Source organism: Methylocystis sp. (genome assembly GCF_046349115.1).
Classification (GTDB): domain Bacteria; phylum Pseudomonadota; class Alphaproteobacteria; order Rhizobiales; family Beijerinckiaceae; genus Methylocystis.
Window position 1 is genome coordinate 215,288 of record NZ_JAXMCX010000003.1, and the last position, 22,129, is coordinate 237,416.

The 22,129-nt window shown below is 61.5% G+C and carries 17 protein-coding genes and 1 pseudogene; 8 read left to right on the forward strand and 10 right to left on the reverse strand.

Translation table 11 applies throughout. From position 1 onward, the window contains the following. Positions 1-21 precede the first annotated feature (21 nt). The 3 genes and pseudogenes from U1E20_RS10545 to U1E20_RS10555 form a co-directional block, all read right to left on the reverse strand. Entirely contained in the window at positions 22-735 is a 714-nt protein-coding gene (locus U1E20_RS10545; protein ID WP_409980559.1) for a hypothetical protein, read from the reverse strand. A gap of 95 nt (positions 736-830) precedes the next feature. Further along, positions 831-1,106: pseudogene (locus U1E20_RS10550) on the reverse strand (tyrosine-type recombinase/integrase); the annotation flags it as partial. A gap of 27 nt (positions 1,107-1,133) precedes the next feature. Continuing rightward, the gene (locus U1E20_RS10555) at positions 1,134-2,111 is read right to left on the reverse strand and encodes a tyrosine-type recombinase/integrase (RefSeq protein ID WP_409980560.1); all 978 of its coding nucleotides are present in this window, start codon (positions 2,109-2,111) and stop codon (positions 1,134-1,136) included. A 407-nt stretch (positions 2,112-2,518) separates the two neighbouring features. Between U1E20_RS10555 and U1E20_RS10560 the strand changes: the two genes are divergently transcribed. From U1E20_RS10560 to U1E20_RS10570, 3 genes are all read left to right on the forward strand, one after another. Then, positions 2,519-2,791 carry a hypothetical protein gene (locus tag U1E20_RS10560; RefSeq protein WP_409980561.1) on the forward strand — a complete coding sequence of 91 codons (273 nt, stop codon included), beginning with the start codon at positions 2,519-2,521 and terminating at the stop codon, positions 2,789-2,791. Positions 2,792-3,296: 505 nt separating this feature from the next. Next, the gene (gene nikR, locus U1E20_RS10565; protein ID WP_409980562.1) at positions 3,297-3,764 is read left to right on the forward strand and encodes a nickel-responsive transcriptional regulator NikR; all 468 of its coding nucleotides are present in this window, start codon (positions 3,297-3,299) and stop codon (positions 3,762-3,764) included. Positions 3,765-3,882: 118 nt separating this feature from the next. Then, a complete protein-coding gene (locus tag U1E20_RS10570) occupies positions 3,883-6,303 on the forward strand; it encodes a TonB-dependent receptor (RefSeq protein ID WP_409980563.1) in 2,421 nt (806 codons plus the stop codon). Positions 6,304-6,309: 6 nt separating this feature from the next. Here U1E20_RS10570 and U1E20_RS10575 read toward each other — a convergent pair whose 3' ends face one another. After that, on the reverse strand, positions 6,310-6,537 hold the full coding sequence (locus U1E20_RS10575) for a BrnA antitoxin family protein (protein WP_409980564.1): 228 nt from the start codon (positions 6,535-6,537) through the stop codon (positions 6,310-6,312). A 121-nt stretch (positions 6,538-6,658) separates the two neighbouring features. On the opposite strand from U1E20_RS10575, the gene dnaG reads away from it, so the two are divergent. The 5 genes from dnaG (at position 6,659) to U1E20_RS10600 (ending at position 12,025) form a co-directional block, all read left to right on the forward strand. Continuing rightward, entirely contained in the window at positions 6,659-8,560 is a 1,902-nt protein-coding gene (gene dnaG, locus U1E20_RS10580; RefSeq protein WP_409980565.1) for a DNA primase, read from the forward strand. Between the two features lie 209 nt (positions 8,561-8,769). After that, the gene (rpoD, locus tag U1E20_RS10585) at positions 8,770-10,785 is read left to right on the forward strand and encodes an RNA polymerase sigma factor RpoD (protein ID WP_409980566.1); all 2,016 of its coding nucleotides are present in this window, start codon (positions 8,770-8,772) and stop codon (positions 10,783-10,785) included. Then, a complete protein-coding gene (locus U1E20_RS10590) occupies positions 10,782-11,051 on the forward strand; it encodes a DUF1902 domain-containing protein (RefSeq protein WP_409980567.1) in 270 nt (89 codons plus the stop codon). The genes rpoD and U1E20_RS10590 overlap by 4 nt, the downstream gene beginning before the upstream one ends. Then, on the forward strand, positions 11,051-11,248 hold the full coding sequence (locus U1E20_RS10595) for a type II toxin-antitoxin system HicA family toxin (RefSeq protein WP_409980568.1): 198 nt from the start codon (positions 11,051-11,053) through the stop codon (positions 11,246-11,248). Before U1E20_RS10590 ends, U1E20_RS10595 begins: the two co-directional genes overlap by 1 nt. Before the next feature lie 165 nt (positions 11,249-11,413). Continuing rightward, on the forward strand, positions 11,414-12,025 hold the full coding sequence (locus U1E20_RS10600; RefSeq protein ID WP_409980569.1) for a Uma2 family endonuclease: 612 nt from the start codon (positions 11,414-11,416) through the stop codon (positions 12,023-12,025). 38 nt (positions 12,026-12,063) lie between these two features. On the opposite strand, the gene U1E20_RS10605 is transcribed toward U1E20_RS10600, so the two are convergent. From U1E20_RS10605 to U1E20_RS10630, 6 genes are all read right to left on the reverse strand, one after another. Next, entirely contained in the window at positions 12,064-14,208 is a 2,145-nt protein-coding gene (locus U1E20_RS10605) for a hypothetical protein (protein WP_409980570.1), read from the reverse strand. Between the two features lie 281 nt (positions 14,209-14,489). Beyond that, positions 14,490-15,608 carry a HupE/UreJ family protein gene (locus U1E20_RS10610; RefSeq protein WP_409980571.1) on the reverse strand — a complete coding sequence of 373 codons (1,119 nt, stop codon included), beginning with the start codon at positions 15,606-15,608 and terminating at the stop codon, positions 14,490-14,492. A 61-nt stretch (positions 15,609-15,669) separates the two neighbouring features. Next, a complete protein-coding gene (locus U1E20_RS10615) occupies positions 15,670-16,203 on the reverse strand; it encodes a hypothetical protein (protein WP_409980572.1) in 534 nt (177 codons plus the stop codon). Between the two features lie 37 nt (positions 16,204-16,240). After that, entirely contained in the window at positions 16,241-18,136 is a 1,896-nt protein-coding gene (locus tag U1E20_RS10620) for a GMC family oxidoreductase (protein WP_409980573.1), read from the reverse strand. Positions 18,137-18,197: 61 nt separating this feature from the next. Continuing rightward, the gene (locus U1E20_RS10625) at positions 18,198-20,810 is read right to left on the reverse strand and encodes a hypothetical protein (RefSeq protein WP_409980574.1); all 2,613 of its coding nucleotides are present in this window, start codon (positions 20,808-20,810) and stop codon (positions 18,198-18,200) included. A gap of 134 nt (positions 20,811-20,944) precedes the next feature. Continuing rightward, positions 20,945-22,075, reverse strand: a complete 1,131-nt coding sequence (locus tag U1E20_RS10630) for a hypothetical protein (RefSeq protein ID WP_409980575.1) — start codon at positions 22,073-22,075, stop codon at positions 20,945-20,947. Positions 22,076-22,129: the final 54 nt, after the last annotated feature.

Sequence of the window (22,129 nt, forward strand, 5' to 3'; positions counted from 1 at the left end):
GCGATGCCCGGCATTCGTAGATCACAGCTCCCGACCTGCAGTGCGCGAGGCATCTCGCCCTCGATATAGACGAAACTTTAATCTGCCATCCGTGTTGCGACAGGTTGCGTTGCTCAAAGGCGCGGCGATGGCGTCGCGAAATTTCTCAATATGAGGGTCCAACTTGTCCGAGTCGGCAATGTTGGTTGCCTCAACTTCGCAAAATTTCTCCCACGCCTCAGCAAGCGCAATAAATGCAGTTGGCGCGGCCACATTCGACGCGGGCCATAAATTCAGTGCCTCATCTCGCGAGCAAGCGCGAATGTCCCCCCAATAATCTTGCTGACCAGCACTGATCGTCGCCCTGTCGTCGGAGCATAAATATAACTGGCGAGGCGGGCGGCGCTCTTCAAACATCACCTGCAGTTCTGTCTCTATAAAGCGAAAGGGATTGCACGCCTTGTCACTAAATTCCCCCGGCTTGATCGTCACAAATCGACCGCGCTCGTCGCCATCGCACTGGCCTTCGACGCACAGCCTGCGGGTATGTATGGCGTTCAAGAGGTGGGGAAGCGCTTTATCCCATGCGCGGGCGTGAACAGGGAATGATCTCGAAGAAAATCGGTAATCGGGAACATTTTTGTTTTCGAAGGTGATCAACTCAGGGCCAAGATCGCGTGAGCCACCCTCTGTCGCAATCCATTCACCCACGCGGTAGAGGGGAATCCTAACCTCCGGCAAATCGTCCTTATTCATTCGCCTGCATCTCGTGCGCATCGAAATGAGCGCGGGGACATTGGGCGATGCATTGCCAACTTGTCGGGCCGTCGCCCTATCCCCGCACGTTCAGATTACTGCTCAACCTTCTTGAGTGGCGTGACGTTTTTTTGGTTTCCCCTATCCATCGCCGCGCTAATCGTCGCGCCGATGGTGTCCACGGCGCGGCGCAGCGGGTCGGCATCGAGATGCGCGTAGCGGTGCGTCGTCGCGGCCTGCGAATGCCCGAGCAACTTTCCGATGATTGGAAGTCCAAGCGACGCACCCGCGCCGAATGACGCGAAGCTGTGGCGAAGATCATGCAGCCGGACGCCGTCAAGGCCGGCGGCGCGCTTCACGGCCGCCCAAGGCTTCTTGAGGTCCGCGCGCGGCGCGCCTTACTTGGCGCCGGCGATGATGTGCGGATTGCCTTCGATGCATGGAAGCGACGCCAAAACGGCTTGCGCGGCGGCGGAAAGGTAGATTGGCTTCTTGCCCCTCCTGCTGTCCGCGAGGAAAATCACGCCGCGCTCCATATCGACTTGCGACCATTGCGCGTCGAGAATTTCCCGCAGGCGGGCGCCGGTGAGGATCAAGAGCCGGATCGCGGCGACGGCGAAAGAATCGAGTTTGACGCGGCGCTTATCGGGCTTTGCCAAATGCTTGGCGCTCAGCCCATTTTCGTCAACAGCCCAAGGTAGGCCAATCGTCTCGCCGTCTCGCAGGGCGTCGCCAAGACGGGAAAGCTCCGCGCTCGTCAGAAACCGCTCGTTGGCTTGCTCGGGATAGCGCTCGATCCCATTGGCTGGATTCTCGGCGAGCGCCACTTCGTCCCGGCGAGCGGCCCAATTCCAGATGGCCGATATGACGGCGACGGCGCGATTGGCCGCTCCAGGAGCGTCGGACAGGCGGGCGTGGAGCCTCGCCACGTCGCCGCGACGCACGTCTACGACGCGTTTACGCCCAATCGCAGGCAATATGTGATTGCGCAGCAACCCGTCATAGGTCTCTCCGGTTCGAGGCTTGCGCTTGGCGGCGACGCGCAGGCGCATGAACTCTTCGGTCACGTCACGAAAAGTCCGAATCTCCCGTGCAACTCGGCGATCGGCGATCGGGTCCGCGCCTTTTTCTACAGCCCCGAGGATGACCTTGGCCTGCGAACGCGCCTCGTCCGGCGTCACCCGACCATGCTCGCCTATGGTGATGCGACGCGAGCGCCCGTCCTTGCGGAATTGCGCGACATAGACCTTCTTCCCGCTGGGAAAAGCGGCGACGCCGAACCCGGCGAGCCCATCATCCCACAGGAAATCGCGATCACGCCCGCCTGGGCATTTCAGCGCGTCAACCGCTCGCTTAGTGATCCGGCCGCTTGGCAAGTCCCGCCCCGCTAATTTTCGGCTCCAGTAAGCAGCCGGTAAGCAGGAAAAAGAAAACGCCATCGCTTACCAGAAATCAAAAGCAACGTTTAGAGCCAAGTAAATTAGTTGCTTAGCGACGACACGAAATTCGTGGAAATCGTCAGAACATCATAACCACCAAATTCCTAAACCGAAGGTCAGGGGTTCGAATCCCTTCTGGACCGCCATATAAATCAACAGATTGCGACAGAATATCGCGCTTGGAGCTTGCGCCGATCATGCGGGGCATGCAGACGGGCGACGGCGTTTTGGGCCGCCCACGGCGCGAAAAAGCCCGGTCGTCGCGGACGCAGGGCATTGGCTCGGGCGGCGCTGCGAATTAATGATGAGGTCCCTTTCAAAGAGAGAGGAATAGGGAGGTTCTCATGATGCGCCTAAAGAAGGTTGGGTTGGTATTTGGCCTGATGCTGGGCTCCGCCGTCATTTCTCAATCGGCCAAAGCCGAAGACCCGATTACCGCGCTTGGCGCCGGGGTGAATCGCGCAGGGGCCGAGGCGGGCGCGGCGGTAACCGGCGTGTTGAACAAGGTGACCGGGAATGCCCCCGCCGCGCCTGTCAGCCCCGCGCCGGCTCCCGCGACCAGAGTGGTCCATCACCACCATCATCATCATCACCACCACCATCACTATCATTCGTGAATTTGGGCGGCGGGGTTTTCAGCCCCGCCGGTTCGATGCAGGAAATCCGCCGCGCCGATGAGGCGCGGCGTCGTGCGAATGACGCACATGCGCCACGCCAATCTCTGCGCATCCGCGCGCAGTGGTTCGCGCTCTTGCAGCGGCGACGCTTCGTCTGTTCGATCTGCGAGCGCGCGACGCGCATCTTGCGCCAGCCGCATCGGCGCCAAGCGGGCGGACCAATATTTCAATTCACTGCACGCGACGACGAAGGAGATCGTCTGGTTCGAAGAACCGGCGCACGACATACCCTTCGAAGAACTGCATCTCTTCAACCAGCGGGTCGTCGGCGCAGCGCGCGCGGCGAGACTAATTCGCCAAGCTGCAAGCGCATGCTCGACCGCCTGCGTCGCGGGCGTCTGCTGTCGCGCCCCTATGGCGGCTCACGCGGCTTGGCGATACACTCGCAGTTGCGGCATGGAGCCGGTTAACGACCGGCGCAGGCGCTAAGAGGCGGAACCCACTTATGCAGCGCGTAACGATCACGATCGACGAAGAACTGATGAGCGCGCTCGATCAATATATGGAGGCGGGCGGCCATCGGAACCGTTCCGAAGCGGTGCGCGACCTCGTTCGCGCCGGTCTGCTCAAGACCCCCGAATCCGACGACGGCGCCCGCTCCTGCGTCGCGGCGCTCGTCTATGTTTACGACCATGAGACGCGACAGCTGTCGAAGAGATTGATGACCGATCATCATTCTCACGCCGACATGTCGATCGCGACGCTGCATGTGCATATGGACGAAGCCACCTGTCTCGAAGTGTCGCTGCTCAAGGGCCAGAAGTCGGACGTCGAACATTTCGCCGGCCATGTCATCGGCGAGCGCGGCGTGCGCTACGGACAGCTCGTCGTCGTGCCGGCGGAGGTCGAGCAGCGCGAAGGCCCGCCTGTCGATCGCCATCCGACTGGTCGTCACGCGCATCATTCCAGCTAGCTGTGTGGCAAATCGGCAACGCTTGCGCCAAATTGTTTCGAGCCGATTGACCCGGCGCGTCGCGTAAGACAATTTTTCAAATAAATCACAATAGCGCGCATGCACGGGGACCCCACGAATGAACCGCCGCCGCCTCGCGACATCCGTATCCTCCGTCGTCGGCCTGGTTCTCGTAGCGACCGAAACTTTCGCGCACACGATTTCCCTGCCAAAAATCGACGTTGGCGGTCAGCGGCGCACCGTGAGCGTTCCGCATGTGCATACGCCATCGGGGACGCGCATCATCAGTTCGGCGCGGCGTCCGTCGCCCATCGTCGCCGCTGTCAGTCGTCCCCCAGCTGAGCCGTCGGGGCCGCAACCGCCGCCAATCACCGCGTCGAGCGAGAAATTCTTCACCGGCAAGGAGGTCAACGCGCTTCCGTTCAAACAGCCGGGCGAGGCGCTGGAAATCGTGCCGGGTCTCGTGGTCACGCAGCACAGCGGCGACGGCAAGGCCAACCAGTATTTTCTGCGCGGCTTCAACCTGGATCACGGCACCGACCTCGCGCTCTATCTCGACGGCATGCCGCTCAATATGCGCACCCATGGCCATGGACAGGGCTATGCGGACGCGAATTTCCTCATCCCCGAACTTCTCTCTTACGTTCTGGCTCGCAAAGGGCCCTATGACGCGCAGGACGGGGACTTCTCCTCCGCCGGCTCGATCTACATGCAATATAAGGACAAGATCGATAAAGGCTTTTACCAGTTCACCGGCGGAAGCTTCGCCTATGGGCGGGCGCTCGCCGTCGTGCCCTACCAGGATTTCGGCGGCGGCTCGGCCTACGGCGCCGTCGAGGCGCAATATTACAACGGACCATGGGAGCGCGGCGACAATCTCCACCGCATCAACAGTGTGCTGCGATGGGCGCGCGGCACGCAACTCGACGGCGCCGCCGTGACATTCATGGGTTACGCCAACAAATGGTATTCGACCGACCAGATTCCGGAGCGCGCGGTTTATACTGGACTGAAGTCGCTCTGGGGGACGCTCGACCCCACCGACGGCGGCGACACCACCCGCTTCTCCCTCTCCGGACGTTGGAGCCAGACGGAAGGCAGTCACTCTTCGCGCGTCGAACTATATGTCATGCATTCGACGCTCGATCTCTACAACAACTTCACCTACTTCCTCGCCAATCAAACTCTCGGCGACCAGTTCCGACAGTTCGATCGCCGCACCATGACCGGCGTCAATGCCGAGCACGCCATCAAATGGAATAGTTTTGGGCTTCCGGTTCAGACCCGCATCGGCTTCCAGAGTCGTTACGACGATATTCGCCTCGGGCTCCAGGACAGTTTCCGTCGCACGCCCTACGACGCGGTGCGCAACGATGCGGCCGGCGAAGGCAGCGTCAGCGTTTGGACCGACACATCCGTGCAATGGACGCCCTGGCTGCGCACAGTGACGGGCGGCCGTTTCGACTATTACAACGCCAGCGTCAATTCGCTGCAGACCCTCCTTGGCGCGCCGGTCGTCGCGACCAGCGCGGGACTGCCCGCCTTCCTTTGGACGGGACCTTTCAACAGCGCCTCCAAGGACGCCTCGCTCTTCAGCCCCAAGGCCTCCATTATCGTGGGACCTTTCCAAAAGACGGAATTCTATTTCAACTATGGAGAAGGCTTCCATTCCACCGACGCGCGAGGCGCCGTTCAGCGCTTCTCGGCTGCGGACCTTTCGGACTCCGATACTTTCCTTCCAGTGGCGCCTATTCCGCTTCTGGTGAAGTCACGCGGCGCGGAGATTGGTTGGCGCACCAAATTTATCGAGGGACTGGATTCGAGCGTCAGCTTCTTCTGGCTCAACCTCGATTCCGAGAATCAGTTCCAGGGCGACAGCGGCACCACGATTTTCGGCCGCCCGAGCCGCCGCTACGGCATCGAATTCGCTAATCATTATCGACCGACGTCTTGGATCAGCTTCGACGGCGACGTGGCCGTGGTGCATGCGCGGTATCGCGGCGTGGATCAATTCCAGGCGCTTGCCTTCGTCGACCTCGTGTCGCCCGACGCGCTGCCCTATGGAACGTTCCTTGGGAACGCGCCGGGAAATTATCTGCAAAACGCCGTCGCGATTACCGCGCTGGGCGGGCTCGAAATCGGCGAGGCCACAGGTTGGTTCGGCGCGCTGAAATATCGCTACATCGGTTCTCGCCCGCTGACCGAGGACGGCTATCTCCAGTCGCCGGTGACCGGCACATTGAGCGCCAGGCTTGGCTATCGCTGGACGGATGGCTGGCGCCTGCAGCTCGATGCGTTCAACGTCTTCAACGCTCGGTCCGATCAAATCACCTATGGTTACGGCTCGCTACTGCCCACCGACCCGCTTTATTCGGCTTGCGTCAGCGGCGTCGCGCCCAACGCGGTCTGCAGCGTCGGCGTCATGGACCGTCATTTCAAGCCGCTGGAGCCGACGGCCGTGCGATTGACCTTCAGCGGCCCGCTGAATTTTGACACGCTGCCGGACTTCAGCGCGCCTCTGCGGGTCCTGTCGGACTGAGCGTGTTCAGCCGGTCTTGCGTTGCTGCACATAGCTGCGCAGGACGGCGTTGATGCGCCGCTGATAGCCGGGACCCTGCGCTTTGAAATAGTCGATCAGGTCTTGATCGAGGCGGATCGAAATCGCCTGTTTCTTAGGTGGAACGACGACTTCCGCCTTGCGCCAGTCGATCGACTCAAATTCCGCCCAATCGGGATCGCTCGCCACCGCGGCGTCGATTTCGGCATCGCTCATTTTCTGTCGCAACGTCACGCCGTGCATTTGGCCACACATGCAGCCCGCAAGCCAGCTGTGAATCACGGGCATTGCGATGAATTCGCTCCCTGCCGGGAAGGAGTGGTGCTAGGGACAGTCAATGCGCTTCTCCTCCTCCTTCCTCGAAGAGATTCGGGCGCGCGTGCCCGTCTCCGAGGTCGTGCGCCAGAAGGTGAAGCTGCGGAAAGAAGGCAGGGAGTGGCGGGGCCTCTCGCCTTTTAACGCCGAAAAGACTCCCTCCTTTTACGTCAACGACCAGAAAATGCGCTGGTTCGATTTCTCGGCGGGCAAGAACGGCAATATTTTCGATTTTCTCATGGAGACTGAGGGCCTCTCCTTCCCCGAGGCGGTGGAGAGGCTAGCGGCGCTCGCCGGCCTGGCGCTGCCGGTCGAGACCAAGGAACAGCAGGAGCAGGATCGCCGCCGCGCGACGCTTGGCGAGGTTCTGGAAGAGGCGGCGGTCTTTTTCGAGAAACAGCTCGCTGGCCCGGCGGGGCGCGAGGCGCGCGCCTATCTCGATCGTCGCCAGATTTCGTTAGCGGCGTGTGAAAAATTCCGTCTGGGCTTTGCGCCGAACGAACGCCATGCGCTGCGCGATCATCTCGCCGCCAAGGGCGCAAGCGTCGAAACCATGATCGAAGCGGGCCTCCTCGTCCATGGCGAGGAGATCGCGGTCCCCTATGATCGCTTTCGCAATCGGGTGATGTTTCCGATCTGCGACCGCGCCGGAAGGGTCATCGCCTTCGGCGGACGGGCGCTGGAGGCGGACGCGCAGGCGAAATATCTCAATTCCCCCGAGACGCCGCTCTTTCACAAGGGCGCGACGCTCTACAATCTGCATAACGCCCGCAAGGCCGCGCATGAGAGCGGCGCGGTGATCGCCGTCGAGGGCTATGTCGACGTCATCGCTTTGACGGCGGCCGGGTTCCCCCATGCGGTCGCGCCGCTCGGCACGGCGTTGACGGATGACCAATGTGGCCTGCTCTGGCGCCTCGCCGAAGAACCGATTCTGTGTTTCGACGGCGACAAGGCCGGACTGAAGGCGGCCTTTCGGGCGGTGGACACGGCATTGCCGCTGATCGGGCCCGGCCGATCGCTGCGCTTCGTCCTGCTGCCGGGCGGCCAGGACCCCGACGAATTGCTGCGCGCGAGCGGCCCCGAGGCGCTCGCCGACGTTCTGAACCGGCCTTTGCCGCTCGTCGATCTTTTGTGGATGCGCGAGACGGAAGCCGCGACGCTCGACACGCCGGAGCGCCGCGCCGCGCTCGAACGACGGCTTCATGAGATCGCGGGTCAGATAAGAGACGACGACCTACGCCGCCACTATCAGCAGGAATTGACGCAGCGGCTGGACCGTCTCTTCGGCCGCGACCAACGCCCAAAATTTAGGCGAAGCGATTGGCCCCGGCGGCGCGGCAAGGCCGCTCGCCCTTCCGATGAGGGGCCCCTGACCATTGGCCCTGCATTGGCCAATTCGCCGCTGTTTCGCGGCGTCAAATCGGGAATCGCGCCGCGCGAAGCGCTTATCCTATTGATTCTGATTAATCATCCAGATCTGATCGACTCCCGGATCGAGGAACTGGCGACCCTCGATCTCAATTCCGCCGACGCGCGCGCCCTGCGCGACGCTCTTTTGCGGTTCGCGGAGGCTAATGATGCGGAAAGGCTCGAACTTCGCCCGTTTCTGGCGTCGCTTGGCCTTGAGCCCACGGTCGCCCGGCTCGAAGCGATGGCCGCCCATTCGACGCTCTGGAGCGTGCGCCCCGAGGCCGCGGCCGCCGACGCCGGCGAAAGCCTGCGACAGGCTTTCGTCTTGCATCGAAGATCGTTGGCGTTAAATAGAGAGTTGCGCGCGGTGCAAGCTGTGCTGGCCGACAACCCCAATGAGCGGGATTATGCCCGGCTGAAGGATATTCAGACCCAGTTGTCGGCCCTAGATGGCGCAGAAGCGGCGGTAGAAGGATATGGATCGCTTTCCGGCCGGCCGTCGCGTAATTTGTGAATTCGCAGAGGTTGACGCCGTGGCGAAGAGGGGACGAAAAACGCGCCGCTAGGAGGCGGCGCGCGGGGTTCATGCGGTCGGCCGGGTTTTTTCGCCCGCCTGCCGCGCCACAGCTTGGGGAGGGGCGGCCTCTCAAAGCTTTTTTAAGAAAACTTGCACCTTGCCTGGTTCGGGGAGCCGAACCGGGGCGAGGCGCTTGGAGCTTGTGGATGGCGAAAAAAGACGAAGACAAGGTCGAGAACGAAACCGCGACGACGACGGAAACGTCCGACGGGCCGCTTCTCGATCTCAACGACGCCGCCGTCAAGCGGATGATCAAGCTCGCTAAGAAGCGCGGCTTTGTCACTTATGCCGAACTGAACGCCGTGCTGCCGTCCGAGGAAGTGTCGTCGGACCAAATCGAGGACGTTTACGCGATGCTCTCCGAGATGGGCATTACGGTTTCGGAAGGCGACGATCCGGACGACGTCGAGGAGGAACAGTCGGCCGAAGAAGAGGAATCGGAAGGCGGCGAACTCGTCGAGAGCCCGCGCGCGACCGCGGTGGCGACGCGCGCATCTGAGCCGGCCGATCGCACCGACGATCCCGTGCGCATGTATCTGCGCGAAATGGGCTCGGTCGAACTTCTGTCGCGCGAAGGCGAAATCGCCATCGCCAAAAGGATCGAAGCCGGGCGCGAGGCGATGATCGCCGGACTGTGCGAGAGCCCGCTCACCTTCCAGGCGATCATCATCTGGCGCGAGGAGTTGGAAGCCGGCAAGGTCCTGCTGCGCGACATCATCGATCTCGAGGCGACCTACGCCGGACCCGAAGGCAAGGCGGCGAAGGCCGCGGAGCCGGCCGCCGGCGCCGCTGACATGGCGCCTTCGACTGCGCCGCGCACGCCGCCCGCCGGACTGGAAGAGGAAGGCCCGCCCGCCGAAGAAACCTTCGAGGAAGATGACGACATGGAAAATTCCGTGTCTCTTTCGGCGATGGAATTGGAGCTGAAGCCGAAAGTTCTCGAAACCTTCGCGCGCATCGCCGACGCCTATAAGAAGCTGCGCCGGCTTCAGGACCAGAACGTCGAAAACAAGCTCAAGAATGAAACGCTGACTCCGGCGCAGGAGCGCAAATACAAGACTCTCAAGAAAGAGATCGTCGCCGACGTCAAATCGCTCTCGCTGAACCAGAACCGCATCGAGGCGCTCGTCGAGCAGCTTTACGACATCAACAAGCGGCTCATCGGCTATGAGACAAAGCTCCTGCGGCTCGCCGACAGCCACGGCGTGATGCGCGAAGATTTTATCGACAAGTTCCACGGCTCCGAGCTTGATCCCAAATGGGTGATGCGCGTCGCCAAGCTCGGCTCGAAGGGCTGGCGGGAATTCGTCGCCCACGACAAGGATCGCATCAAGGATCTGCGCGCCGACATTCACGCGCTCGCGACCGAGACCGGACTGGAAATTTCCGAGTTCCGCAAGATCGTGCATATGGTGCAGAAGGGCGAACGCGAAGCCCGTCAGGCCAAGAAGGAGATGGTGGAGGCGAATCTGCGTCTCGTGATTTCCATCGCCAAGAAATACACCAATCGCGGCCTGCAGTTCCTCGACCTTATCCAGGAAGGGAATATCGGCCTGATGAAGGCGGTCGACAAATTCGAATATCGCCGCGGCTATAAATTCTCGACCTATGCGACATGGTGGATCAGACAGGCGATCACCCGCTCGATCGCCGATCAGGCGCGCACGATCCGCATTCCGGTGCATATGATCGAGACGATCAACAAGATCGTGCGCACCTCGCGCCAGATGCTGCATGAGATCGGCCGCGAGCCGACGCCCGAAGAGCTTTCCGAAAAGCTCGCCATGCCGCTGGAAAAAGTGCGCAAGGTGTTGAAGATCGCCAAGGAGCCGATCTCGCTCGAAACGCCGATCGGCGACGAGGAGGATTCGCATCTCGGCGACTTCATCGAGGATAAGAACGCGGTGCTGCCGATCGAGGCGGCGATCCAGTCGAATCTGCGCGAGACGACCACGCGCGTATTGTCCTCGCTCACGCCGCGCGAAGAACGCGTGCTGCGCATGCGCTTCGGCATCGGCATGAACACCGACCATACGCTCGAAGAAGTCGGCCAGCAGTTCTCGGTGACGCGCGAGCGCATCCGCCAGATCGAGGCGAAGGCGCTGCGGAAGCTGAAGCATCCGTCACGGAGCCGGAAGCTCAGGAGCTTCTTGGATAATTGACGCGCGGCGCGGCGGAGAAACGAGGGATGGCAAACAGACCGGTCATTTTCACGATTTCCGCCGCATGGGATGACGCGGCTTCGGTCTGGAGCGGCCATTGCGACGAGATTCCAGCGGCGGCTGACGCTCCGACACTGGACGAACTGTTCGTAAAGATGTCGGCCATGACGCTCGACCTGCTGGCGGACAATCATCCCGGCGTCGATCCCGCATCGGTTTTTTTGCAGATTTCTGCCCTGCGCGAGGTTGAGCAGGCGGTCGCTTGATGGCGCCGCAATTCGATCGTCCCTTGCGCGATTTATTGCGCGCCGCAGGATGCATCATGGTGCGCCAGGGAAAGGGAAGTCACGAAATTTGGCGCAGTCCCGTCACCGGGCGCAATTTCGCCGTTCCCATTGGAATTCCCAGCCGCCACACCGCCAACGCCATTTTACGCCAGGCGGGACTGAAAAAGGCGTTTTGAACGATCGCCTTGAGTCGGTGTTCATTTCATACCGAAACGATTGCGCAGACCAAGGCCGAACCTACCAGCTTCAGGATGCCGTTTAGGGTTTTATCATCGGAAAGGCTTGCCTGCCACGGCCATTCGGGTTTCACGGAATTCCGCGGGAATGCTATCGTAGCCTCCATGAACCCGCATCTGCGCCCAAGCGATCTCCCACTCGCGACCCAGGCCGCCGAAGGCTTGCCCCGGCGCTGCTGGACCGTGGCGGAAATCGAGGAGATGGTCCGCGTCGGCATTATCGACGAAGACGAGCGGTTCGAACTGATCGGCGGGGAGGTCGTGCCCATGTCGCCCAAAGGGGCTCGGCATGAATGGATAAAAATCGAACTCAATCGCTTTTTCCAACGAGTAGCGCCAACCCATTTGAGCGTTGCGCCGGAAACGACGCTGCGGCTTGACCCGCGCACTTTCGTCGAGCCTGACTTTTGCGTCTTTCGCCGCGATCTCGATCTTAAGGCCCTCGACGGCCCGGCCGTCCTGCTGGCGGTCGAGGTCGCGGATTCGAGCCTCGCTTACGACAAGGGCCGCAAGATCGGCATTTACGCCGCCTATGGCGTTCACGAAGTCTGGGTCGTCGACGCTCTTCGCGCGACGATTTGGATACATCGCAGGTTGGGCGCCAATGGCTATGCCGAAATCGCCGAGCTCGCGTCAGACGAACTTGCGACGCCGACGCTCGCGCCCGAGCTTTGCCTGCGCTTGTCGGACCTCGGCATAAGGCCGGTTGATCATTAAGGCGTGCAGCAGAGACGCCGGTTCGGCCGGATTCCGGCTTAAATCCCCGGCGGATCGGCGGACGGCTTCAAGAAGCCGATGCCGAGATAGGCGCCCAATCTCCCGCCGACGACATTGGGCTTGCGGCTCTCCAGCGTGAACAGGCGGCCGCCGTTCTTATCCCGCCATGGCGCCTCCCAGACCTGAAACGGCCCGCGCGTCTGTTTCAGCCGTTCGAGAAGCTGGGTGATGGTCGCGGCGTTCAGCGCGGCGCTCATCGGCGCCACGGCTCTGCGAATGCCCTCGACATTTCGCTCGTCATATTTTGGCTCGAGCAGTTCGGCGACGACCAGCCGCGCATCGTCGGGTTCGACGCCAAGACCATCGGGCAAATCCCAGCCGGTGATCTGGTTGCGGCGCACCAGATCGCCGAGGATCGTCAGCCTCGCGAAATTGAGCACCTTGTCGCGGATGAGACCCGGCGCGCTTCTTATGCCGGGCAGCAGCACCAGCTGAAGAAGGAAGCCGAGAAAGCCCCCGACGTTCTGACCGACCACCATCGGCGCAACGCGATCGAAGCGTAAGCCGATGCGCGTCATCAGCCGGTCGAGGTCCGCTTGCGTAATCCGCGGCCAGGGCGGGAGGTCGATCGTCTCCTTCGCCGAGCCATAGAGCGGCACGAGGCAATAGGAGATTGCGTCGGCGGCGTCGGAGTCTTCGCGCATGGCTTTGAACTGCGCCCTGTCAACTTGCGGCGGCCAATTGGCGACGATCGGATGATCGGCTGGGACGGCGAATGAAGTCATCAGAAACTTCTGACAATTGCGCCGTCCGAGTTGATAGTCGTGATCGCGGAAGGCGCGGGCGACAAAGCCGCCAAATCCGCCGAGCAAACCGCTGGCGATGCCATAGCGCTGCAACTTGCCTCCGATGACGCGGCGCGGGCCGATCAGATAGCGGCTGCCGTGATCGGGGTCGATCGCAAGGATGAGTTCGCTCGGCTTGAATCGCGCCTGATCGATCAGCGAGGGCATCAGCGACGAGAACAGGCTGACGATATCGATCGCAGGCTCGCCTTCATTGCGGATCGGCTTCGGCTCCGGAAAGGGCGAGATCATGACGACCGCGCGATCGGCGGAATCGAGATCCCAGGGAAGGCGCGGGTCGGTCGCCTTTTCCTTCAGCGTGAAGCGGGCGTATTCGAACGGATCATTGTCGATGATGCCGCCGTCGGCGCAGGTGAACCAGAAGGGATTTTCGGCTTCGACGGCCGGCGGCCATTGCGGCTTGAGATTGTCGATCCCCGCGATGTCGGCGCTTGGATATCGGCGTCCAAAATAATCTTCCCTTTGCCTTGCGCCGATAAGACGCGGCGCCAGGCCCACCGGAAAAGCGGAAGAGCCCAGAGCGCAAACGGCATAATCCTTCCATTGGTTTCTGGATGCCGCGCCGGCGATCATCGCGATGTCGAGTTTGGCGCGCGACGGATCATTGTCGGCGAAGTCGCTGTGCGTCGCCCATGAGCCGACGCCGCTCAGCACATAATGGGCGCGGTCGCCATGCGAGATCATGAAATAATCGCCGCCGCTGAAGGGCAAGGTCCATGGCACGCCGCGCAGATTGGAAAGCGTGAGATAAATGTGAAGCGTCGCCGAAACATAGGGCCGCGGTCCCGCGACCTCGTCGACGGCGATCGCATCCGCGGCGATTTCGTCGAGCAGGCGCGAATTGAGCAGCGAGACGACTGAAATGGGATCGTTCGCGCCCGGAAACGGCACCTCGCTGGTCCGCGAAAAATCCGCCGGCGCCGGCGGACGCGCGTCGAGATCGTCGAGCGTGAGGAAATCCCGAATGTTCGGGTCGCCGGAATCGAGCGTTGGACGGACGACCCATGATTCATAGAGCTTGGGGAGCGTGTAGCGGTAAACGAAGCCCTCGAACTCGAAGGTCTTGGCCTCGGTCTTGTCCACAAGCGCGATGGCGCCGATGGCCGCCGTGATCGCGCCAGCCGAGGCGCCGGAAATCACCTTTATGCCGACGCGATGATTGGGAACCGAACCATTCCGGTCCGCGGCGCGCGCCTTTTCCCATGATTCCAGCGCCTCGACCAAAAAGTCGACGACGCCGGCGGTATAGGCGCCGGCGGAAATCGCGCCCGACATTGTGAGGCCGATCTGGAATTCCTTGCCTGAAAGTTGATGCATCTTCGTTACCTCATCTCTCTTGCGCGGATATCGGAACGCGCGGCTCCCGGAGTCGCGCGCGATCAAAACCGTCAAGCGCGCCGGCTCGACTGTTTCAGATGCGATGATAAGCAGCCGAACTCCTCGCCCTGCATATCGATCTCATGATGTTTGGTTCGCGGGGGGAGCTGGCGGCCAGATCGCGGAAAACGGCCGATGCATGAACGGCGTGCGACTGATCAATTAGGCTGAAAATTGAGTGTCGCGCTTTTCTCAGCGCATGTTTGCGGATCACGTGAAGATTATCGCAGCGCTTCGATACGGTCAACGAACCAGAGCAGCGCGAGAAGAAATGCGAGCGCCGTCAGCGCCGGTGCAACATAACTGACATAAAGAGACTTGCGCCGCGCCGTGAACACCAGCGGCAGAAGCAATGAAGCAACGGCGATCTGACCGAGTTCGACCCCGCCGTTGAAGCCGGCGAGCGCATAGAGCAGTCCAGACGTTGACAGACGCATCGGACCGAGCGTGGTCGCGAAGGCGAGGCCATGCACCAGGCCAAAACCGAAGGCGATGGTCCAGCGCGCATAGGACAGTATCGGCAGCAGATTGTCGATCGCCGCGCCCATGATCGTCGCGGCGACCGCCGGCTCGACGTATCGCGACGGCGCGTCGATGAAATGAAAGAGCGACAATGTCAGCGTGACGCCATGCGCCAGGGTGAAGGCGGTCAGGATCGTCAAGGTCTGGAGCGCGCTGGCGCCGAAGCCGTCGAGCGGGGCCCAGCCGGAATCGCCGCGCCGAAACGCGGCGAAAATCATCAGCACGGCGACGAACAGCAGATGATCATAGCCGAAAAGAATATGGCTGACGCCAAAGCCGACGAAGTGAAGGAAGGAGCCGGAAGCCGATTCATCGACGCGATCCAGAGCAATGTCGGCGCGATCGGGCGACAGCACTTCCGACTGTTCGCCGGAAGGCGTCACAAGAGTAAGAAGACCGCGATGCGTCGGATCCAAATCGAAGAGCAGCCGATAATGCAGGCGCCGCGGCGCGCGCGTCGACTGGCAGTCAGCCGTAAAGCGCAGCACGGCATAGGCGGCGCCGGCATGACGATCGACGAGCAGGTCGCCGGGGCGCAACGCGCAGCCGTCGATCGACAGCCGATCAAAGGCATAGGCTTCGATCGCGGCGCGGCGCGCTTTCAACCCGCCCCAGCTGATGACGCCGTCGTCTCCCGCGACTCCGATCGCTGCGTCGAGATCGCGCAAGGAAATGTCCCACTGCCCGCTCGCCCGCCCTTCATTGTCGATATCGACATGCAGATAGCTGTCGGATGAAAGATGCGCATGCGCGGCTCTGGTCTGCAGAGCGAGAGCGAATTGCGCCACGAGCGCGCAGAGGATCAGCCGGAGCCACAAATCCGCGAATATCCTAACGCGCGCACAGGCGCCGGAATCCTTTCGGCGCCGCCGCAAAGCCTCAGACAGAGGCGGGACGTCGCCAGCGCGCGACAAAGGACGACGCCATGAGCGCATAGGCCGCGGCGGCGGCGGCGACCAGCGACAAGGCGCTCGCGTTGATCGCGCGATCCTTGATCGTTTCGCCGGCCGCGCCGATCGCGCCCGCGATCAATCCGCAGCTGACGGCGGCGATCATTATCTGCCTCACGCCAAATTGAAGCCGTCTGATGCTCGCCCCACCGAGTAAGAGCAGAGCGACGATCGCCACCATCGATGCGGAATGGCTGTCCGCAACATCCGAACGCGTCGCCAGCGCCGCGACGAAGGCCCCCAGACCAATGGCGCAAACCACCACGGCGTCGACGCGCTGCTTTTGGGTCGCCGCCCAGATCGCGAAGGCGACAACGAGCGCCGGCCGCTCGAAGCTGAACAGAAAATGCAAGGCGCCCGACCAGAAGACGCCGAGCGACGCGAACTCGGTATGCGCATAGGCTGGCGATGCGCATACGCCATAGGCGCACGCCGCGAGCGCTCCTCCCGAAAGGCGGCGCAAGCAACGATTCCGCCGCCTCTGCGAAACCGGCGTCCGCCTAACGGTCGGCGAGAATCGCATCCGCCGCCTTCTCGCCGATCATATATACGGCGCTGACGATGAAGAATCCGGGAATGCGCGGAAACACCGAGGCGTCGACGACTCGCAGGCCCTTCGCGCCGCGCACGCGGAAATTCGAATCGAGCACCGCGTCGCTGGCGCCGTCCGGTCCAATCGCGCAGGTGCAAGAGGCGTGATGGCCCCAGGACTGGTAGCGCACGAAATCGCGAAGCTGCTCGTCGCTCGTCATGTCGGCGCCGGGCGACTCTTCTTCGACGACGCCAAGTTCGACGAGCGGACGCGAGAGCGCGCGCACGAATTTCACGCCATCGACCACCGAATCGAGGTCCTCGTCGCGATCGGGCGTGCCCTCGGCGAAATAGCGGAAATTGATTTCCGGCCGTTCGAGCGGATTGATCGATTTAAGCTTCACATAGCCGGCGCGGTTGTTGGTGTGCGCCTTGAGCACCGCCCAAGTGAGATAGTTGAGCTTCTTGACGATCGGGACGGAATAGCCGGGATAATAGCCGCGGAAATCGGCGAGCACGCCGAAACAGAAGAGATCGGGCAGCGGCCGCTCGCTCGTCGAGCGCTTGATAACGGCGAGCACGGCGCCATTGGTGCCGTAGACGGAGCCGGCATAGTCGTTCTTGGTGCGCAGCCAATCGGCGTATTGAGTGTCGGTGTTCTTATATTGCGCGCCTTTCAATATGCCCCAATCATCCTTGGCGCGATTGACGACGCCGACCTCATAGCGGTCCTGCAGATTCTTGCCGACGCCCGGCAGATCGATCCGCGTCTTGATGCCGAGCGGCGCCAGTTCCTCCTTGGCGCCGACGCCGGAGAGCATCAACAGTTGCGGCGTGTTGAAGGCGCCGCCGGCGAGGATCACCTCGCGCGTCGCAAGGACGGTGCGCGTCTCGCCCTGCTCGCCGCTTGGCTTGTAATGCGCCTGATAGAGCTTCGCGCCCTTGCGATATTCGACGCCGATCGCGCGATTGTCGTCGTCAAACAACACGCGCGTCGCCAGCGCGTCGAGTTCGATGGTCAGATTGTCGGGATATTTAAGCTGCGTCTCGACCAGGCGCTCGCGCGTGCCCATGCGCTCGTGCTTGCGCGTATTGAGCGGCGGATAATGCAGGCCAAAGGCGTTTTCGCGGACGAGCCGCCAATCATTGGGATCGCCCTTGCCGAGGAGAAACCACAAGGCCCGCTGCAGGAGCGAGGGCGACCGGCCGATCTGCTCCAGGATCGATATCTTCAAGGCTTTGACGAGGTCGAAATCGCCGATCGCGGCGGCGGGGATATTCTTCTCCGTATGCAGCCAACCCTTCCAGCCATGGCGCGTGGGATTGATCCCGAGCATGCCGAGCAGGCGGAAGAAGAAGCGATGATTGCAGTTCTCGAGCTTTTCGAAATAGCCGCGCATTTTGTCGGCGCGCCAGGAGGGATCGCCGGTGAGCTCGGCGATATGGTCCCAGTCCGCATTATGCGGATAGACCATGATCATCGCATTATGCGCCGTACAGCCGCCAAGACAGCCGGCGCGCGGATAGAGCACCCCGTCGACTTTCTTGCCGCTGTGATCGTACTCGCGATATTTGTCGTCCTTTTTCTGGAGTTCTTGGTTTCCATAATGTCGGACGAAGAAATCCCATTGCATCGCCTGATTCTCGGTCGAACAGGCGTGAAACACTGGAACCCGATAATCGTCCGGTAGCCGCTCGTCCTCGGGATAGGCCGCGTCGCCGCCTTGAAGCTTCAGCGGATCGCCGCCGGCTTCCAGCACCAGCACCTTGCAGCCCGCTTCCGCGAGGCGCGCCGCCACCGTGCCGCCGCCGGCGCCAGAGCCGACCACCACATATTCAAAGCTCGCCTTGTCGCTGAGGCTCATGGTCGTTCCCCCTCTTCGTCGGTTGGCCCGGACCGCCTTGGCGGTCCGGGCCTCCGGCGCTTCACATGGTTTTCAAGAATGCGATCAGAGCCTTCTTGTCGGCGTCGCTCAGCCCCGGCTCCTCGGCGAAATAATCGGTGCCGAAATAATGTCCGCGATTGACGACGAAGTCCGGGCACTTATTGAGTTCGAGCAGATCGCCGTAAGAATGCGCGAAGGCCTCGCGCGCCTGCTCGTCGGTTGCATCCGGCGGCAGCAGCTTCAGCGTGATCTTCAGCTTGGCGAGCAGCTTCAGCACTTTCGCCTTGTGCAACAGATTTTCGAGCGGATCCTCCCGCTTATCGAGATCGATATTGCCGATCAGCGCCACCGGCGTGCCTTTCGGGATCGGGCCGATGGCGATGCCGTCCTTGTCGACGAAATTGCTCAGCCGCAAAGCGTCGACCAGCCATTTCACGTCTTCGCCGGCGTCGAAGCCCGGTTGCAGCAGGCCGGGGAGATAGCCCTTCGGCACGCGCAGATAGCTGCGCTCCGTCGTCACATCGACGACGCCATGCAGCTTCTTGCCCGACGCCGTGACATATTCGATGTCCTTCTGGCCATATTGCTCGCCATATTGCCCATAGGCGCCGCCGGCCCGTTTCTCCGGCCACAGCATCTGCTCGATCGAATTGTCGAAGGACTTCAAACGGCTTTCCACTGACGGGCTCTCGTAGAATCTGCCGACGCTGTTGTTGAGCAGGAAGGGCGCGGTCGACCACAGGCTGACCAGCGACGCCGGCCGCGTGTAGCCGCGTCCGCCCGCCGGCATGTCATAGGAGCGCGGCGCGCCCGTATAGGGATCATGAATGGTGATCTTTCCGACCGAAGGCAGCTCCTTGTACGAGGTCGAAGAGAAATCGTTCCAGATGTTGTCGCGGATCGCATTGGTGGCGAGCGGACTGCAGGCGTTGGTTTCGAGCAGCGTCACCGGAACGCGAAGATCTGTCGACAGGAAGTTATCGGTAAGGAAGTCGCTCGTCTTGGCGATCTTCTTCGCCTCTTCCTTGAACGCATCTGTCTTGGTGTACGACCAATAATTATTCCAGCAGGTCAGATAGTCCTTGCCGGCGCAGCCCTTGTTCGGGAAATAGCTGAAGGTCTTTTCCGGCAGCTTGCTCGAATGGCAGCGCAGGCAGCGTTCGCCGAACACTTCCTTGCCGCGTTCGAGAGCAGCTGAATCCGAAGCGACCAATTTGTCGCCCCCCGGCGCGTTCTTCAGTAAGTCGGGCTTGGAGGTCGCCACGAAGAACAGCGCGGTGTTCGGAGTCTGCGCTTCATTCGCCTGCCAATAGGAGGAATGGGCGCGCCCGGTCGCGATCGGAATGGAGGTGATCGGCTTGCCGCCGACCACGGCGTTAAAATGTTCGAGCCATTCCTCGCTGAACAGGCCGATATTGACAAAAACCCGGTTGAATGAGCCCAGCGCTCCAGCCGAATCCGAGCCGTCCTTCAAAACGCGCGGCGTGAACACCGTATCGGGCGCCTTGAAGAATTGGGTCAAGGGCGTGCCCGGCGGAACATATTCGTTGAATTGCTTATTCTGCAGCTCGCCGCCAACGAGTTTTTCCTGACCGAATTTAAGAGCCAGCTGAAGGCGCGGGCCGAGCTGGTAGATCGCGTTCATCGTTCGCGGATTGATGATGTAGTCGGTCGAAACCAGCGAGGTGTCGAGCGCGCCCGGCCGCGAGACGTGGAAATATTGCCAGGCAAAATCCTTCGGATCGGCCGAATAGGTGAAGATGCGATCCCACCAGAAATATTGCGCGCCCGGATTGGAGCTCAAATTCTCCCATTTCGGATTTTCCGGATCGGCCGGCGGATTGGTCGGATTAGGCCCGACATGGCAAAAGCCGCAGGACATGCCGACGCGATAGGGACGCACCAGATCCTTGTCATTGTAGTAGTCTGGATCGGTGTAAAAGCGCACCGGATCCCATTTCCGTTCGGCCGCTTCATCGAAATTCGGGTTGGGGAATAATCTCAGGCCGACAATGCCGGTCGCATAGCCGTAATAGGAGCCCACCGGAAATTTGTCGCTGCGCCCGCGCGCCCCGATCTTGACGCCGGGATATTTCGCTTCGTCCTCGAAAGGATCAGGCGGGCAACTCGGATCGCGCGTGTCGAGCCACAGGCCGAAGCGCTTCGGATCGGGGCCAGTCGCCTTTTTAAAGCAGGGCTCATTGACGAGGCCCAGATAGCTCCAACGATTGTCGCGGCTGAACTTGGTGAGGCTCGGATGGCTCGACAGGGTTTTAAGGAAGTCGAGTTCGCCAAAGGAGCTCGTGTTCAAGACATCCCACAGCCGGTCATTGCCGGCGGTCCACACCACCCAATTGTTACGGCCGATCACCGCCGCCTTTAGCGCCGCCTCGGGCGTGACGCCAGGAAGGTATGGCTGCAAGGCCTTGGCCAGATCTTCGGGATGTTTGGTCGCGCCACCGTCCATGTCGACGTAATAGTCGATATCCGAGCCGGGCAGAGACTCAGCCGTGCGGCCGACGCACATGGCTTCGTCCTTGATGTTGCCGGCGCCCGAGCCGCAATTCTGGCCGGCCTGCGCCGCGTCCATTGATCCATAGGCCCCGGCCAGCGCCGCCGCGACCGCCAAGCTCCGCAGGATTCTATCGAGCATCGTACCCTCCCCAATGTCGAATGCCTAAAATTCGCGGGCTCTCCGCTATGCCGAAATCTCCGCGGCGATAGACGACGCGGTCCAAAGAAAACCGACGCCACGCGAGCGGTGGCGCCGCAAAAGCCGCATCTCGCCTAGAAGGCGGCCCGTCGTCTGAACCAGCGAATGACGGCGAGAAGGATGAGCACAAAGACGAGCGCGGCGATCCCGATCTGCACGGCCGGCCGGGCGAAAAAGCGATAGACGTACGGCCCGGGCGCGCCGGCGGGCTGGGGCTTGAAGGGCCACGGCTCCGCCAGATAGGGAAACGCGCTCGACAAAGGCTTGTCGTTGACCGTCGAGCGCGGCCATTGAGTCGTGTCGATGAAGGCGTTTTCCTGCAAGGGACAATCGCCCTGCGCGCAGGTGAGCAGCGCCACGTCGTCTTCGAGGCGACGGCCATTGGGAAATCCCGCCGGGCGCGTCTTGGTGAACACCATCACGTCGGGAACCGAATCATAGTGGCGAATGAACAAGCCGCTCAGCTGATTCAAATTGGCGAGCGGCGGCAGCCATTGCTTGAGAAAGTCCTGAACCTTCGCGCGCGTCTCGCCCTTTTCGCGAATCTCCGCGACATGCTGGGACGGCGGAATCGTGTTTAAAATTTCGAAACGACCGAGCTGCGTGCGGTTCGAACGCCCGACATGGTCGATCTGCTCACCATTGCTCGCGCGATTGCTTGTGGCCCACAACAGCCAACTCTCCGCATGTTCGGGGAAAGCCGATTTCGGAATGCTGAACGCCATGGTGATGACATTCACCTTAAAGAATCGGGGAAAGATGAACGGATCGTCGCGAATGCCGGAATAGACCTGGATGTCCTGCGAGTCGCCGAGTCCCTTGAAGGATTTCTCTTTGACCGTCGTGTCATTGTTGAGACGGATCCGGATGGTGGCGTCCGGCGCGATGCCCTCGGGCGCGACGATGGTGCCGCCATAGCGCGCCACGTCCTCGGCATTGTCGAAGCCGAGCTTAGTGTGAAAATCCAGATGGATGTTATATTCGAACGGCTCGAGATTGTAGGGCGGCGGCCCGATCAGCGAGCGGCGCACATCGAGGATCGCGACCCAGCGGTCGCCTTCCGGGAAAAAGAAGAGCCCGGTGATATTGGCTTCTTGTTCGTCCTCGACGAGCCACATGGGATCGGCGTGGTCCGAGGCGCGCGCCGCGCCGGGAATCAGCAAAGCAGAGAGCAGGAGGAGCGCAGCGAATAGGCGCTTGGACATGTTTGCGCGAGCCATCAAAACCTCACTCAAATTACGCTTCCCTGACATGAAATG

Excerpts from the sequence above, each read along its gene's own strand:
- U1E20_RS10570 (WP_409980563.1), top strand. The coding sequence starts at position 3,883 with ATGAACCGCCGCCGCCTCGCGACATCCGTATCCTCCGTCGTCGGCCTG.
- U1E20_RS10545 (WP_409980559.1), bottom strand. The coding sequence starts at position 735 with ATGAATAAGGACGATTTGCCGGAGGTTAGGATTCCCCTCTACCGCGTG.
- U1E20_RS10630 (WP_409980575.1), bottom strand. The coding sequence starts at position 22,075 with ATGTCCAAGCGCCTATTCGCTGCGCTCCTCCTGCTCTCTGCTTTGCTG.
- U1E20_RS10625 (WP_409980574.1), bottom strand. The coding sequence starts at position 20,810 with ATGCTCGATAGAATCCTGCGGAGCTTGGCGGTCGCGGCGGCGCTGGCC.
- U1E20_RS10595 (WP_409980568.1), top strand. The coding sequence starts at position 11,051 with ATGGCGCCGCAATTCGATCGTCCCTTGCGCGATTTATTGCGCGCCGCA.
- nikR (WP_409980562.1), top strand. The coding sequence starts at position 3,297 with ATGCAGCGCGTAACGATCACGATCGACGAAGAACTGATGAGCGCGCTC.
- U1E20_RS10600 (WP_409980569.1), top strand. The coding sequence starts at position 11,414 with ATGAACCCGCATCTGCGCCCAAGCGATCTCCCACTCGCGACCCAGGCC.
- U1E20_RS10560 (WP_409980561.1), top strand. The coding sequence starts at position 2,519 with ATGATGCGCCTAAAGAAGGTTGGGTTGGTATTTGGCCTGATGCTGGGC.
- U1E20_RS10605 (WP_409980570.1), bottom strand. The coding sequence starts at position 14,208 with ATGCATCAACTTTCAGGCAAGGAATTCCAGATCGGCCTCACAATGTCG.
- dnaG (WP_409980565.1), top strand. The coding sequence starts at position 6,659 with ATGCGCTTCTCCTCCTCCTTCCTCGAAGAGATTCGGGCGCGCGTGCCC.
- U1E20_RS10620 (WP_409980573.1), bottom strand. The coding sequence starts at position 18,136 with ATGAGCCTCAGCGACAAGGCGAGCTTTGAATATGTGGTGGTCGGCTCT.
- rpoD (WP_409980566.1), top strand. The coding sequence starts at position 8,770 with ATGGCGAAAAAAGACGAAGACAAGGTCGAGAACGAAACCGCGACGACG.
- U1E20_RS10575 (WP_409980564.1), bottom strand. The coding sequence starts at position 6,537 with ATGAGCGATGCCGAAATCGACGCCGCGGTGGCGAGCGATCCCGATTGG.